We start from the raw sequence: 16,085 nt of genomic DNA, 5'->3' as shown, positions 1-16,085 counted from the left end.
AATTGTTTTTACTTTTAACAAAGAAATCGCGCTAAAGCGATGGAACGGGAGATTCTCTTTTGTCGAGAAGAGCACGGTCATTCTTTAGCTAATATCTGGCAATGAGGTTTTTTAGTATTCGAATTTGCGCCTGTTAAAATAACAGGGTAAGAACTGAAGTTATCCACAAGATTTAAAGGGGAAAACGTGGTTAAAAGATCAGTTATGTATAGTTAAAACAAGTTAAGAAAATTTAGTTAGATAAAAAATATTATATATACAATAGTTTAAAGTGTTTTTTTCAACGCTTTGGTTTTTAAATCCCAGTATTTAGTTTCTAAATCCCAGTATTTAGTTTCTAAATCCCAGTACTTTAGTTTCTAAATCCCAGTTTGAAAGCTGGGTTATCCACAGAAAAAGGACATTTTTATGCGATTTTTATCATGCTTATTGACTTGGTTTTTAAATCCCAGTACTTTAGTTTCTAAATCCCAGTATTTTGAGGTTTTTTATAGGTTTTTAAATCCCAAAACGATCGAGTCAGTGCTGAACGGTCACTCAGCACTGACTCTTACCAGCAACCCTGATAACACAGGATTGAGGCTATGGTAAATAATATAATTAATCAGAGAGTAAGCAACTTGAGAACGTTACGACCACGTAAACATGAACTGGAGTTTTTTATTGCCGATGAGATTGAGCTTTCAAGTTTTAGGGATGAAATAGCAAGCATGGAACATCCTTTTTTTGCTATGAAGGGAGGGGATACAAAGACTAGAAAATATAAAAATGGAAATATAACCGTTACTGTAGAACCGACATCATCAGGTATGGCAACTATCTTTGATAAGGATGTATGGATTTATAGCATATCTAAGCTACAGGAAGCCATGAATAATAACGAGGAGATAAGCCGAACTATTTGTTTTACGCCTTATGATTTTTTAGTGACAACGAATAGAGAAATAGGCGGGAGAACATATAATGAATTAGAAAAATCTTTAAAAAGATTATCTGGTACAAGAATAACGACGAACATTGTATATTCTGATGAAAAACATGAATCTATAGGATTTGGACTTATTGATAGTTGGCGAATTCTTGACGCACAGAAAGGTAAATTGGATATTGGTATGATAGAAGTCACCCTACCTGAATGGCTCTATCAGGCTTTGCATAAAAAGAAAATGCTAAAAATTAGTCCTGACTATTTTCGTATCAGAAAAGCGACAGATCGACGCATTTATGAGATTGCTAGAAAACACTGTGGCCATCAAGGAGAATTCAATATTTCTGTTGAAAAACTACATTTAAAAACAGGCAGCACCGCCTTGTTAAAAATGTTTCGACATAATATCAAACAACTAGTTAAATCTAACGACTTACCAGATTATGAAATGCGCTATGATATGGAACGAGACAGCGTAGTTTTTTATAATAAAAATTTAACATCTAAGAAAAAAGAAATAGAAAGGCAACGTGAAAAAGGTAAAAAAGAAATTTATAAGTTAAAAAATTTACTGTCCGCAAAGAAAGGTGGAAAATAAAAAATAATATTTATCCGTTTCCACACGGTTCAGAACGTCAAGTGTTAAAAAATCTATTAATACGGTCAAGTGTAAGGGAAAATTAGGAAAGGTAGGTCAAATTTTGATAATCAGCCTTCGCTGGTTTTTGTTTGCTTTGCGTATCATCATTGCAAATATATTGCATATTGCCACGGTCGCATTCTTTGCCTTTTTACATGCGTTCAAGCGATTTATTCTTGTGATGGGCAGAGATTGGATTGCATAATAATACATTATTATCTTGATAAGCATTTTACTGTATCGAATAACTGTACCATTCTTTTTTGGTGAGGATTTGGGTGATGGTTTGTACAGATAACGTCAATGATTCACTTAACGATGCCTTTTCATCGACTCTTTTCGATTTTGGTCAGAGAAGAAGAGAATAGCGACGCATCACTATTAAGATGCCCCTGTTAAAAATATTCAAGAATGGCCTCATTACTTTTTTTATGGTTGAAAATACCAATACCCTTTATTGATGAGCAAGGTTAGCTGTACTATAAAACAGGAATCCTGTATCACGTGACTGAGCATGAGGCCATCAATCTTTCTGTGGCGCGTTAAAATATTCCAGGCGTCGGCGTGATCTGAGTCGAGCGATTCGCCGTTGCAAAATAGCGGTTACAGATATGTAAAATACATAACCCTATTAAACAGTTCAATCGACTACCATTTTGCAATAAGGTGTAAACTTATGCAACGCAGTAAACCTTAGCCGCAGGTGCCTTCGGTAACTCATCGTCGGTTTGAGATATCTCTTGAACAAACTAGTTGTCCAGATGGGCTCTTTTTTGGACTAAGAATTGACTCATTATTTCTCGGAGGGACGTGATATCTTGAGCTAGTATTTCCGTTAGGTCCGCACGCAAGAGTAAATCGGGTGAGGGGGAATATTCAATGCCTAGATGGCTTTCATCTGAAAGCGACTCAGTCCAATGTCTTATCATACGCAGGCCGTTGTCTGTCGAGCAATTCAGGCAGTAAATCATGGTGGCTTCGGACGAAATGGCGTCATGGAGAAATTCTTTTTGGGTATACAACACATCCCCGGAAATCAACCCTTGATTAATGAAGGGCTTAGCAAACTCTTTCTTATTATAGTTATAGTGCTTAAGCGATAACAATTGATGCTATACCCGCCATCGGCTACTTTCCATTTCTTGTATCACCAATACGTCAGACGGTTTAATATGAGGGCCAATACCACCGCCGGGTACTGAAAAAATATCGTCAATTCTTCTGTGTACCAATCTGGAAAAATACGGAAAAGCAATAAGAATTCTTCAGCAGGCTCTTTGCCAATGGTTGATCGCTTCCACTCGTAGTGCCCAGTTCCTTTGTCCCAATGACCCATACCCATGAAAAGCTTGATACCCTAATTGACATTTTCCGTGACGCCTTTAAATGAGTTTCTATTCGAACGATTTTTTATCACTAGTCTTTCCAACTCTTTAGGAGAAATTGGGCTCACAAAATCATAAATCGCTTGAACGCATGTAAAAAGGCAAAGAATGCGACTATGGCGATATGCAACATATTGGCAAAGATGATACGAAAAGCAAACCAAAACTAGTGAAGGCTGATTATCAAAATTTGACCTACCTTTCCTAATTTTCCATTACGCTTGACCGTATTAATAGATTTTTTTAACACTTGACGTTCTGAACCTTGTGAAAACGGATAAATATTATTTTTTATTTTCCAACTCGCTTTGCAGACAGTAAATTTTTTAAATTATAAAGTTTCTTTTTTACTTTTTCACGTTGTTGTTCTTTTTCTTCCTGCTCCGGTGTGAGATTACGGTTATTAAAAATTACCATATTCGCTTTGGCATAGTAACAAAGGCGGTAATCATGCAAGTCATTGGTTTGAATCGGTTTTTTAATGTTATGTCGGAACATTTTCAACGAGGCGGTGCTGCCCATTTTTAAATGTAGTTTTTCAATGGCTATCGTAAACTCTCTCTGATGATCACAATGCTTACGCGCGATCTCATAAAGTCGCCTGTCTATTGTTTTTCTGATACGGAAATAGTCTGGACTAATTTTCAGCGTTTTCTTTTTATGCAATGCCTGATACAGGCAATTAGGTAAGGTTACCGCAATTATACCAATATCGAGCTTTTCTTTCTTTTCCCCTAACATAACCAACTTATTAATCAAACCAAAATTTTATGTTTTTCTAGAGTCTTCAGAATAGACTACATTTGTTTCAATTCTTGTCGCAGCAAGGCGAGATAGTGACTTTCTTAAATCTTCATATGCCATACCACTCTTCGCTCTATTCGTTATCAAAAAAAATCATAGGGTGTCAAATAAACAGTACGCTTAATTAACTGATGATTATTAATAGATTCTTGTAGTTTAGAAATAGCGTAAATCCAGGCATCTTCATCAAAAACGGTTACCATCCCATATTCAGCATTAGGCGCTAAAACTATTATTGTGTTAACCCTTTTGCACCGCCGCGTGTAGATATCACTCTGTTTTAAAGCAAAAAATGGGTTTTCCATACTCGCCATTTCGTCTCTAAAACTTGAAAGTTCTATTTCATCAGCAATAAAAAATCTATCTCATGTTTTCAATGGCGTAAACGTTTCAAGTTTTTTTCTTGCTCTTTATCACTACTATATGTCATCGCTTTAATCCTATCGATTCTAGGGTTGTTCTTAGAGCTAGGCAGATGTGGCGAACACTTAGCTAGCTCATGTTTTGACTTTTAAAAACCGTAAAACATGATAAAAAGATAGATATTTAAAAACTAATTATCGACATTTAAAAATTAACATGTCGTAAAACTTATGATATTTCATATACCTACAGACAAAAAATCCATTTAACTTATTAACTTATTTTAACTATACCTAACTGATTTTTTAACAGGGATTTTCGTATTTTATCCGTGGATAACTGCACTCCTGAAAAACCCACGAGATAGCGGATTCTCACTCTTTCTTGATAAAATCTATGTACCAGGATCATACATCAGTGTGACCGTACTCTATTCTACAAAAGAGGATCTTCCGTTTCCTCGTTTTGGCTGTTTGTTCCTCTGAGAAAAGCTCCTTCGGTACGCCTTAGCCAAAGACTGAGGCGAGCATTCTTGTTTGAAATTAAAATTTTTTTGAAATGCGTATACTTTAGACGTGCTTGAACGTAATGCCTCTAAAACCGCCTAAAAACCATTTTAAGGAGAAAACCCGCCACGGCACACGAGATGTCTTCACACAGAGAGATAGAGGACGTTTTAAGAGGGTTTTTGAAGTCTAAGTAAAGCGGGATTTTCAGATTAACAGATTTTGCAAGACGGCGAGGATTGTTAATTACCTTTTGTCTTTTTCTTCTTCACGTTCACGCCTAGAAATTTTAAAGTGATTTCGGTTAAAAAGTGACCAAAAAATACAAAGCAGATCACCAATAACTGACCAAAAAATATAACGCAGATCACCAATAACTGACTTTTTACGCTGGTAAACCTTTGGAATAGATAAAACTCCGTAGTAAAAAAACAGTAAATATCACCGACTGTGATCCCTATTTTTGTGACCTCAGGATCTTAAAATTCCTCAGTTTCGAGGGTTACAGGGGCCTTAAAATCAATTGCTGAGCCAGATCTTTGGCACAGATCTATCAGATAGCAATTTGCAGCCGTTAGGCTACTTCGTTCATATCCGCTTCGCGATCGGCCACGTACACTAGGCGTGTGTTTGATAGCTATGAAGCGAGTTCAGGAACTCGTTTGTATCCCTCGATCCGGCGTGTGCTCTCCTTAATCTCATCGCGTTTTCCGTCTACATCATTCGGCACAGTTGCGGAATTCTGGCTTCTAAATTCTCAGCCAGCCGTCCGAATCACGTGTCATTTTGCATCGCCCTAAATGGGGAGAGCACACGCCGGATTTACTTCATTTACGTAAGCGTCATTGGAACTATATTTGTTTTTATGATCGCTCAGCCGCCATACTTTTGCTTTTAATCATTACGAGGAGCTTATGCATGAGAACTAACCTTACACGCGATGAGTGGAATAGCATTTTTAGTTCGCATGCGCGTTCCAGCCTGAGCTAGAATAAATTTTGCCGCAATTGGGGCATCACCCCCGTATTCTCTAACGCAAAACAGCGTATTTTTGCAGCCCAGTCGCATAAATCAGCCTTTGTTCCAGTATGACCACCGTAACCGTGCACAGAGGAGCCTACGAGCGTTGATACCGGCTCAGCCATATGAACTGATGCCGTCAGGCAGATCCGCGATATCTACTTCGCAAACAGTTTCTCCGATTTCAGTTTTTCTGCATAGCGACATACTTTGCCTATCAGCCGATATTTCACACCGCTGTCTGGCAACGTTCATCTGAGAGATGGCGCAATGAAAATGTTTATTGACGCACCCGCCATCTATCTCTATCCCGGCCACGTGTATTTTCGAAAGAGCATCAATGGACTGGCCTTGATTGTCGAACAAGAGGGCAGGTACTTCCCCTTCGGCGATGTTCTGTTCGTCTTCTTCAACCGCAACCGCGACAAGGTCAAGGCGCACTACTGGGGAATGTCAAAAACGCCATAACAGGCACTTACTACGAAATTTTTGGTTAATATACACTTCGTTACCTGGCCGAATTTGAGTATCTATTTAACCGACGTGATGACTTGGGAGCTCTGATATTACGCTTCTTGGTAGCGGGATTGAAAGCACCGCAAATTCCATATGGTCTGTTCAGTCTAGTGTCTAGACACGAAAAAATTAACTGGATTTTCATTTCCATGTATTTTTAACTTTATAGCATATCGATGATTAACAGCTATCTAAAGGGAAAAGTAGTACGTTTGATTGAATTTTTGCTATGTTTTCATCTGTCTATATCTTTTCTATTTGTGTCATTTTTGGCATATTGTTTAGTTAGAGCACTTTTCATCTCTTACGGTTTTTTTCGCATACAGCACTACACTAGTAGATAGAATACATAACCGATTGGTGAACCGTAAGAGATGAAAAGTGCTCTAACTAAACAATATGCGTAATCAGGAAAAATTTTACAGACTCTATTTGCATATCATGCACAAAAACCGATGGAATTCATTATGGCATCAACCTTTGGTTTTACACTCAAAGATTGGCATCTGCGCTATCAGCAGGAACCGCAGCAGATTACTTCGCTGCTAGAAGCCCATCTCGCCGCAATTGATCCGCAGGATAACGCCTGGATTTATCTCGCCACCCCCGCGCAATTACAGTCGCAGATTGAGCCTCTGTTGGCAAGTTACATACGTAATCCAACCGAGTTACCACTGTTTGGCGTGCCCTTTGCCGTTAAGGACAATATCGATGTCGCTGGTTGGCCGACTACCGCCGCCTGCCCGGCGCTGACCTACACTGCCACTGCGGATGCCTTTGTTATCGCTCAACTGAAAGCGGCTGGTGCCGTGGTGATCGGAAAAACTAATCTAGATCAATACGCCACCGGCCTAGTTGGTATCCGTTCCCCTTTCGGAGCGGTGAGCAATACCTTTAACCAGGAATACGTCAGCGGCGGTTCCAGTTCCGGCTCCGCATCGGTGCTGGCTCGCGGACTGGCGGGCTTCTCTCTTGGCACCGATACTGCCGGTTCCGGACGTGTCCCAGCCGGATTTAACAATATTGTCGGTCTGAAGCCGACAAAGGGCTGGTTATCGGCTAGTGGTTTGCTGCCTGCCTGCCGCCTGAACGATACCATTTCCGTGTTTGCCCTGACGGTGGAAGATGCCTTTGCCGTAGCCAGTATCGCCGGTAACTATGATGAGGTAGATGCCTACTCACGTATCAATCCGCATACCGCCCCGGCTAGCATGAAGGCGCATCCAGACTTCGCCATTCCGGCTAATCCGCAATTCTTTGATGATAAACATGCCGAATTTGCATGGGGCAACGCGCTAGCGAGCCTAATAGCCAGCGGTGCTACGCTGCACCCGATTGACTTCTCTCTGTTCCATCATCTGGCCGAGCAGCTTTACCACGGCCCTTGGGTGGCGGAACGTACCGCAGCGGTAGGTGAGATGCTAGACCGCCCGGAAGAAATGGATCCTGTGGTCTATGGTATTGTCAGTAGCGGTCTGAACTACAGCGCGGTTGATGCCTACAAAGCTGAATATCTGCGTGCCGATCTGACGCGTCAAATCCTGCAAACCCTAGCACAGTTCGATGCGATGGTGGTACCTACTTCACCAACCATTCATACGATAGAAGAGATGAAACAGGAACCGGTACACTACAATTCGCAGTTAGGCACCTACACCAATTTTACTAACCTAGCAGATCTCAGCGCGCTGGCGCTGCCTGGCCCGTTCCGCTCTGATGGCCTGCCCGCAGGCATCACCCTGATAGCACCTGCCTGGCATGATCGTGCGCTATCTGAGTTTGGTCTGCGCTGGCAACAACAGCTGGCGTTGCCGCTCGGGGCTACGGGTAAAGCGCAACCGGCGCAGCGTGCTGTACTGCCGCCTTCTGTAGAACACGTGCGTATGGCAGTGGTTGGCGCTCACCTCACCGGCATGCCACTTAACTTTCAGCTCACCGCCCGCCACGCAGTTCTTGTTGAGCAGACCACCACCGCCAGCAACTACAGGCTGTTTGCCCTGCTGGATGAGCCGATCAAGAAACCCGGCCTGCTGCGTGATGAGCAAGGTGCCACAATCACCGTCGAACTGTGGGATATCCCGCTGGCGCGTTTTGGCGAGTTCGTGGCCGAAGTTCCACCGCCGCTTGGTATTGGTTCACTAACGCTGGCTGATGGCCGCATCGTGAAAGGCTTTATCTGTGAACCGGTGGCGCTGCAGCAGGCACTGGAAATCACCGAATTTGGCGGCTGGCGTAACTGGCTGGCAGCCCAGAAGAGTAACTAATTATGTTCAGTACCGTTCTAATTTCTACCCGTGGTGAAATCGCCTGCCGTGCTATCCGCACTGTGAAACGGCTCGGCGTGAAAAGCGTTGCGGTTTACTCCGATACAGACCGCAACGCGCGCCATGTTAAAGAAGCTGACGTGGCGATTGCCATCGGCGGCGACAAGGCCAGCGACAGCTACCTGCACATCGACAAAATCCTTTCCGCCGCCAAAGATACCGGGGCGCAAGCCATCTGGCCGGGCTACGGTTTTCTCTCCGAAAGCCTGTCGTTTGCGGCAGCATGTGAAGAGGCGGGCATTGTCTTTGTTGGCCCGACCGCCCAGCAGATTGGCGAATTCGGGCTCAAGCACCATGCGCGTGAGCTGGCGGCCAGTGTTGGGGTGCCGATTACGCCCGGGACCGCGCTGCTCAACTCGCTGGACGAGGCGTTGAGTGCCGCAAAAACTATCGGCTATCCGGTGATGCTGAAAAGCACCGCAGGCGGCGGCGGCATCGGCCTAACGCGCTGCGCTGATGCCGATACCCTTCGCAACGCCTGGGAGAGCGTTTGTCGTCTCGGCGAACAGTTTTTCAATGATGCAGGCGTATTTCTTGAAAGCTGTATTGATCGTGCACGTCACGTCGAAGTGCAGATTTTTGGTGACGGTAAAGGCAAGGTGGTATCCCTCGGCGAACGCGATTGCTCTCTGCAACGCCGAAACCAGAAAGTAGTAGAGGAGACCCCGGCCCCCAATCTGCCGCAGGCGACCCGCGAAGCGATGCTGGACTCGGCGGTGCGTCTCGGTGAGCTGGTCAGCTACCGCAGCGCGGGCACCGTGGAATATATCTACAATGCCGAACAGGACACCTTCTATTTCCTTGAGGTCAACACCCGATTGCAGGTGGAGCATCCGGTCACCGAATGCGTCACCGGCATTGATCTAGTTGAGTGTATGCTACAATTGGCCGCAGGCGACAACCCCGACTGGGATCGGATGCAGCAGGCACCGCAAGGCGCATCAATTGAAGTTCGCCTGTACGCCGAAGATCCGCTGAAAAACTTTCAGCCCAGCCCTGGCGTACTGACCGGTGTCAGCTTCCCAGATGACGTGCGCGTTGATGGCTGGATCGACATCGGTACCCAAGTCTCAGAGTATTACGATCCGATGCTTGCTAAGCTGATCGTCCATGCTGACTCCCGTGACGCCGCGCTAGCAAAAATGCAGCAGGCCCTCGAGGCCACCCAATTACACGGCATTGCGACTAACCTCGATTATCTGCGTCAGATCGTCGCCACGGACGCCTTTCGCAGCGGCCAGGTATGGACCCGTTTTTTCGACAGCTTCACGCCCTCCGCTAACGTGATTGAAGTGTTGAAACCCGGCAACTTCAGCACCATTCAGGATTTCCCAGGTCGCCTTGGCTACTGGGATATCGGCGTACCTCCATCAGGCCCGATGGACGATTTCGCTTTCCGCCTCGCTAACCGCCTCGTCGGCAACCACGAAGCCGCTGCCGGACTGGAATTCACCCTACTGGGCCCGACGCTGCGTTTTCACAGCAACACGGTGATTGCCCTGACCGGCGCGAATTGCCCGGCAGAACTCGACGGTGAGCCGGTCAACTACTGGCAGCCAATTGATGTAAAAGCCAGCCAGACTCTGACGCTCGGTCGCGCACAGAGTGGCTGCCGCACCTATCTGGCTGTTCGAAACGGTTTTGATGTACCGGAATATCTCGGCAGCCGTTCTACCTTCTCACTCGGCCAGTTTGGTGGCCATGCCGGCCGCCCCCTGCGTATGGCGGATATGCTCTCCATCTCCCAGCCGCAGCTGCCGGCATGCACCACGCCTGCTCCGGTTAGCGAACCACAAGCGCTAGATCACGCGCTTGTGCCACATTATAGTAGCGAATGGCGCATCGGCGTGATGTACGGACCGCACGGTGCACCGGATTTCTTCACCCAGGCCGCCATTGACGAGTTCTTTGCCAGTGACTGGCAGGTACATTACAACGCTAACCGCCTTGGCGTGCGTCTAGTGGGACCGAAACCAAGCTGGACGCGTGCCAACGGTGGTGAAGCCGGTCTGCATCCCTCTAACGTGCACGACTGCGAATACGCCATCGGAGCGGTGAACTTTACCGGCGACTTTCCGGTGATCCTGACCCATGATGGCCCGAGCCTTGGTGGCTTTGTCTGCCCTGTCACCATCGTTACAGCAGAAATGTGGAAAGTAGGCCAGGTCAAGCCGGGCGATCGCATTCGTTTTCACCCGATCAGCGCCGACGAAGCGGTCGCTCTGGAGAAAATCCAGTCGCACAGAGTGAAAACCCTGCGCACTGCCCATGCCCCCGCATTTGAGGTTCCGTCGCTGGCGGCCACCGGCATTGGTTCCGCCACGCTACTAGCTGCATTACCCGCCAGCGCTACCACCCCAGCCGTGTGGTATCGTCAGGCCGGTGACAAAAACGTGCTGATTGAATACGGCGACAACGTGCTGGATCTGGCGCTACGCTTGCGTGTGCATCTGCTGATGAATGCGCTGCGTGAGCGCGCAGTGGCAGGCGTGACGGATCTGTCGCCCGGCGTGCGCTCGCTGCAGGTACGCTACGACAGCCTGATCCTCAGCCAGCAGCAGCTGATGATGTTGCTGCTGGAGTTGGAATCCGGACTCGGTGATGTCAGTCAGCTGAAAGTACCGTCGCGTATCGTCTGTCTACCGATGGCGTTTGAAGACAGTGCTACACTGGGTGCAGTCGATCGCTACAAAGAAACCGTTTGTTCCAATGCTCCCTGGCTGCCGAATAACGTCGACTTTATCCAACGTATTAACGGATTAGACAGCCGTGAAGCGGTACGCGATACTATTTTCGACGCTAGCTATCTAATTCTTGGCCTCGGCGATGTCTATCTCGGCGCGCCCTGCGCGGTACCTGTCGACCCGCGTCATCGCCTGCTGAGTTCAAAATATAACCCATCTCGTACCTTCACTCACGAAGGCACGGTGGGCATAGGTGGTATGTATATGTGCATATATGGCACGGATTCCCCGGGCGGCTACCAACTAGTGGGACGCACGCTGCCGATCTGGAACAAATTCCTAAAAAATGATCAGTTCGCCGATAACGAACCCTGGCTACTGCACTTCTTCGATCAGGTACGTTTCTATTCGGTGAGCGAAGAGGAGTTAACGCGGCAGCGCGACGATTTCCGCGAAGGCCGTACGCGTATCCGCATCGAAGAAACGCTGTTCGACTTCGTCGCGCATCAGCAATTCCTCACCGCACACGCCGATTCAATCTCGGAATTCCGCACCCGCCAGTCCGCCGCCTTCAAGCAGGAAGTGACGATGTGGGCACAGGAGGAGCAAAACGCTCTACTGATCAGTGAGGAGACGTTTGTAATAGTCGAAGAGGATGACGATGCACTGGCGGTATGCGCCGATATGAACGGTAACATCTGGAAAGTGCTGGTGCAGCCTGGTGATCAGGTAGAAGCCGGTCAGGCTCTAATCATCGTCGAAGCGATGAAGATGGAACTTGCAATTTGCGCGCCGCAGTCCGGCATTGTGAAGCGCATTGCCTGCCAGGCAGGCCGTCCGGTCAGCTTGGGCGATACCCTCCTGTGGCTGGAATAAGGAGACACATGAGTATAACCCCGCAACGCAGAAAAGGCCGTCCGGAAGCGCTGGAAGAGAGAGTCTGCCAGGTGACGGAGGATGATGTTTTTAAATTTCTTCTGATGCTCGGCGACCGCACTTCAAAGAGAATGTGCACATTTGTCGTTCTCGCCCCCGGTTTTTTCTGTTTTTGCAAATAAAATTATTTTTCAAAACATGAAGAAGTCGATAACATTGCCAGAAAAGAGTCGACATTATCAAATGTGAGGCAAATCCGTTTATCCAACAAGATGCTTAACCAGTTGACTCTACAAGCTGATTTCCGGCATTGATTAGTATCTAAAGAAATCAGATTTATGTTAAATCTTGCCATGACTACAGAGCCTGTTCTTCTAGATGAGGAAGTGGAAGAATTATGCCGGGTAAGAAATGCCGTCAATACGGCAGTTCGTAATCTGGCTACGATTATTTGTCAACGTCAGTATCATGATGTAAAAGACACTGAGTTATGGGGGGTGGTAAAAACTTCATAGGGAAGTTGAGACCGTGAAAAAATCCGTTAGACAATTGACTAATGCTGCCGTGAATGTACGTAGCTTAAAAATCCGTAATACGCCAAAATGACAAGGGGATTTTATGTCAAAAAGAATAGGTAAAAAGCATATTTTTGGCATCGAGGAAGCAAGAGAACGACCACAGCAAATGACATAAACAAATAATTCAAAATAAGAAACTCACGATGCGAAAACCAACTTATAACGTCTATATCACGCAGGAAAGTCCGCCTGATTAAAATGGAGATGCAGTGCGCAACGACGGTTCATCCTGATATTGCACTTGACATTGCACGAGTAGAAGTACGGTTTGAATCCCTACGCCCTTGCTGAAATTATTCCATAAGCGGAATGCAAGACCAGAAATAACAGTGTTATTTCTCACTATCCTAAAAGTACAGATGAAGTTATCAGCATCATTGACCGGATTGCAAACAAAAAGCGTTTTTATTCGGTTAGGTTAATGCAGATAACCCGTACCAACTTTAGCCGTTATGGCATTAGCGCCCGTGATGTATTGACACCCTGTACTAATCTTTCTATTTTTGAAAGTATTATCACGGATTGCTACTAGAGAGGCGGTATGCTAAAAATGGCACTGAGTTGCTATTACGCATGGAATTTCTCAACGGGACAGAAAAAAGAAGAGACGTTTAATCGGACCCGTTATATTGAAAAATATGGTATAAAAACACGACAATATTTCAGTCATTTCTTTGAAAAAGCGAGATGCCTAGAGGAGACTGACAGTCAGTCTTTAAGTAGCCTATCTATCAGCTTTTTACTGATAAGCATTTTTTATTCTCAATAAAGTTTTTGTTACAATGTCATTAACCCAGTTTATTTTTTACAGACTCGTTTTATCTTCATTAAAAACCAATAAGGCATTCCTGTCACTTAAATAGAATTTAAAGAAGGTATGCCAATTTTAAATACGATGCCAACAATAGTTCCTAAAATAAAAGCCATAATGACTGACTAACTAATAAGTGGCATAGATGAATCGTCCGGTAATAATTATTTTTCTCTTGTTTCATCGAATTAATGATTGTCTGTTTTTTGTAAAAATATAATAATCAATTAATATAACCCCCGCTATTGGAGGAAAATAATACCAAGCATTAATAAAAATAAAGTCAGATGTTTTAAAATACCCACTTATAATAATGTTCAAAATAATCCGTAGAAAATAGTTATTCCCGCATAATTAAATCTTCTGTAATTGATAGCTTTTAATAAGCCTCACATATGAATGAATGAAGAATTAAAGGTTTGTATCATTAACTTTAATTGCTAATAAAATAATAGTAAGCAGACTAATAAAACCTGCACTATTTAACATGGTTTTTACAACATCATCAGTACCTAAAGCATGAGCAATAAATATAAAAATCTCATTAATAAAAAACTTACCAACAATAATAGAAATAAATATCATCTAAAAAACATATTTACCATTTTTACAATACCTACTGATATCTAGTGTAATTGAATCTTCAATAATAAATCATCCGGAGACCATTGTATTACCATTGTGAACAGAGAGTCATCCCCCCATTTAGATATAAAAAATTAAAATGATTAATGGTTTTTAAAAATATTTCATTTAAACTGATAAATGATATCATCATCAAAAATAAAAGTACTGTCACCTTATCTGTAATATTCAGAATTTTTCTTTCCTGTATCTCCATTGTAGGTTTACAATATAATTTATCTAATTAATTTTAAAATTAGAAGGTAAAAAACATGAAAAATATTGGAGATAAGATATCATTATATGTGTTACCACCTTAATCATTAATGTCCTTTATCAAAAATAGTTTAGACAATTGTCTTATAAAAGATAGCGAAGCTAGATATATTTTTGTAAATGACCTAGCATTTAATTTTTCAGATGTCTTAAAAAATGCAATCTATAAGGAAAATCTGATAAAGAAGTTCCAACTGATATATGTGAAGAGCTCTGGATTAAGAGAAAGACGATATAAATAGATGCCGCTAATGATTTTTTCCCAAAAGAGAACTTGAAGTCATTTTTTTGGCACAGCAAAGGCTCACTTCTAAAGAAATAGCTATACGGTTATATATTTTTTTGTCAAACTGTAGAAGGGCATTTAAAGAGAATTTATAGAAAGGCAGATATTCACAGTATCTTTCAGCTTATTGAATACTGTAAACATACTGGTCTTGATAGTTATATCCCTGCTGATTTTATTTGCAAAGGTGTAGAGATTATAGAGCAAGTTTATTATATATTTATAATATCTGTTTTTAATAGAAAAATTAATTAATTTTATTGATATTTTATAGAGATATTAGTGTAATCAATATTAAGTTTTTAGCTATAACTCTTATATTTCTGCATATTTTATAATGCATAATATTTAGGTATGTTTTATTGAGTAATGTTTACTTATAATTAAGCTACATAGAAGTTTGAATTAATAATAAATGACAATCAAAAATTTCATTTCAACACTATAAAAATATTGAAACACAGTAACTGAATCACTGCATATTTTTACTATCGATAATATTTATTATAAATAGAGGAGAAATAAATTTTTCTAAATATTATGTATTTAAATTATTTAGAGTATAAAAAAATAAAATCACGGATTTGTCATGAATCACTTACATCATAACACTACAAATTAAACTTTTTTATATCACTAACACTAGAACACTATGGATTTTTTTCTGCATCGACCGCGCGCTATTCTTATGGGGCACTCTGATATTAACGCCCCCTTCAAAAAAGGGAGGGGCGAGATGCACGCGAATCCAAAAGACATTTCTCCGCAGAGAAATTATTTACTGAAGCATCATCCTCATCCCAACCACATCCGAGATAAAGAATACCATTATCTTTATATGAATCTCGAGATGGATGAATTATTCAATGTACCCGCCGATTTTCCTATTGCAGGGAAAGGGTTATCTGGAGTTGGCGGGATTTTTTAAGTTATCAAGAAACAGGAGGATAGGGTCATACAAAGACAAACCTCGGTCTCTTTACTGATAACATGTCATTTTGGAAAGCAACCCGTCTTCAACCCACTATTGTCTATATTCATCCATTCTTTCATCAAGACAGTCAGCTTATGAGGCCCTCTCATAAAGCAAGACAATATCAATTATCTCACCCTTGGAGTATATGCAGTGAAAATTATCAACACATTCATCTCTTCACTGCCAAATACGATGTTAACTCAACACGAACTTGACATCATTTTTTATTTTTCTCAGAGGTTAAGTCAAAAAGAAGTGGCAAAATGTTTACATCTCTCTCATAGAACGATTGAAAATAAATTACAGGGGATTATGAAACAATGGAGGTTAATCATCAGGAAAAATTCAAAAAATATATTGAAGAGTGCGGATTGAATCAGTTTATTTTTCCGCATTTATTGGTATCGAATATTAGAGTCATTAGTTGAGTATAGAAAAGATATTTTTTTGCCTTTATTTATCTTGTATTCTTGAGTAATAAATCAAAA

Annotated in this window: 11 protein-coding genes and 1 pseudogene; 7 read left to right on the top strand and 5 right to left on the bottom strand. The window is 42.8% G+C overall.

The features are described 5' to 3' along the window. Nucleotides 1-584: 584 nt before the first annotated feature. Nucleotides 585-1,526, top strand: coding sequence for a replication initiator protein A (locus CICURV3402_RS05245; protein WP_158380140.1), 942 nt, complete (start codon nt 585-587; stop codon nt 1,524-1,526). Nucleotides 1,527-2,715: 1,189 nt separating this feature from the next. Here CICURV3402_RS05245 and CICURV3402_RS06860 read toward each other — a convergent pair. The 4 genes from CICURV3402_RS06860 to CICURV3402_RS05230 form a co-directional block, all read right to left on the bottom strand. Beyond that, nucleotides 2,716-2,910, bottom strand: a complete 195-nt coding sequence (locus CICURV3402_RS06860) for a hypothetical protein (RefSeq protein ID WP_235667686.1) — start codon at nt 2,908-2,910, stop codon at nt 2,716-2,718. Nucleotides 2,911-3,244: 334 nt separating this feature from the next. Further along, nucleotides 3,245-3,694 carry a replication initiator protein A gene (locus tag CICURV3402_RS05235; RefSeq protein WP_320410074.1) on the bottom strand — a complete coding sequence of 150 codons (450 nt, stop codon included), beginning with the start codon at nt 3,692-3,694 and terminating at the stop codon, nt 3,245-3,247. 146 nt (nt 3,695-3,840) lie between these two features. Further along, nucleotides 3,841-4,062, bottom strand: a complete 222-nt coding sequence (locus CICURV3402_RS07240; RefSeq protein WP_268904314.1) for a replication initiator protein A — start codon at nt 4,060-4,062, stop codon at nt 3,841-3,843. A 1,550-nt stretch (nt 4,063-5,612) separates the two neighbouring features. Then, nucleotides 5,613-5,771 carry a hypothetical protein gene (locus CICURV3402_RS05230; protein ID WP_187306968.1) on the bottom strand — a complete coding sequence of 53 codons (159 nt, stop codon included), beginning with the start codon at nt 5,769-5,771 and terminating at the stop codon, nt 5,613-5,615. A 145-nt stretch (nt 5,772-5,916) separates the two neighbouring features. Between CICURV3402_RS05230 and tnpB the strand changes: the two genes are divergently transcribed. From tnpB to CICURV3402_RS05205, 5 genes and pseudogenes are all read left to right on the top strand, one after another. After that, on the top strand, nt 5,917-6,114 hold the full coding sequence (tnpB, locus tag CICURV3402_RS05225; protein ID WP_320410073.1) for an IS66 family insertion sequence element accessory protein TnpB: 198 nt from the start codon (nt 5,917-5,919) through the stop codon (nt 6,112-6,114). Next, nucleotides 6,087-6,323 (top strand): annotated as a pseudogene (locus CICURV3402_RS07700) (hypothetical protein); the annotation flags it as partial. The gene tnpB and the pseudogene CICURV3402_RS07700, both read left to right, overlap by 28 nt. A gap of 306 nt (nt 6,324-6,629) precedes the next feature. Beyond that, complete coding sequence (gene atzF / locus CICURV3402_RS05215; protein WP_158380162.1) at nt 6,630-8,426, top strand: allophanate hydrolase; 1,797 nt, start codon at nt 6,630-6,632, stop codon at nt 8,424-8,426. A 2-nt stretch (nt 8,427-8,428) separates the two neighbouring features. Continuing rightward, nucleotides 8,429-12,046, top strand: a complete 3,618-nt coding sequence (gene uca / locus CICURV3402_RS05210) for an urea carboxylase (RefSeq protein WP_158380138.1) — start codon at nt 8,429-8,431, stop codon at nt 12,044-12,046. Between the two features lie 338 nt (nt 12,047-12,384). Next, entirely contained in the window at nt 12,385-12,561 is a 177-nt protein-coding gene (locus tag CICURV3402_RS05205; protein ID WP_187306966.1) for a hypothetical protein, read from the top strand. Nucleotides 12,562-13,846: 1,285 nt separating this feature from the next. Here the strand turns inward: CICURV3402_RS05205 and CICURV3402_RS05200 are convergent. Next, a complete protein-coding gene (locus tag CICURV3402_RS05200) occupies nt 13,847-14,020 on the bottom strand; it encodes a hypothetical protein (protein WP_187306965.1) in 174 nt (57 codons plus the stop codon). A gap of 1,253 nt (nt 14,021-15,273) precedes the next feature. Between CICURV3402_RS05200 and CICURV3402_RS06855 the strand changes: the two genes are divergently transcribed. Then, on the top strand, nt 15,274-15,549 hold the full coding sequence (locus CICURV3402_RS06855; RefSeq protein WP_235667685.1) for a hypothetical protein: 276 nt from the start codon (nt 15,274-15,276) through the stop codon (nt 15,547-15,549). Nucleotides 15,550-16,085 lie beyond the last annotated feature (536 nt).

Origin of the sequence: Candidatus Williamhamiltonella defendens (assembly GCF_900699045.1) — a bacterium.
Lineage (GTDB): Bacteria > Pseudomonadota > Gammaproteobacteria > Enterobacterales > Enterobacteriaceae > Hamiltonella > Hamiltonella defensa_A.
Note: the sequence above shows the minus strand (reverse complement) of the source record. Positions and strands in the feature narration are given on the sequence as shown.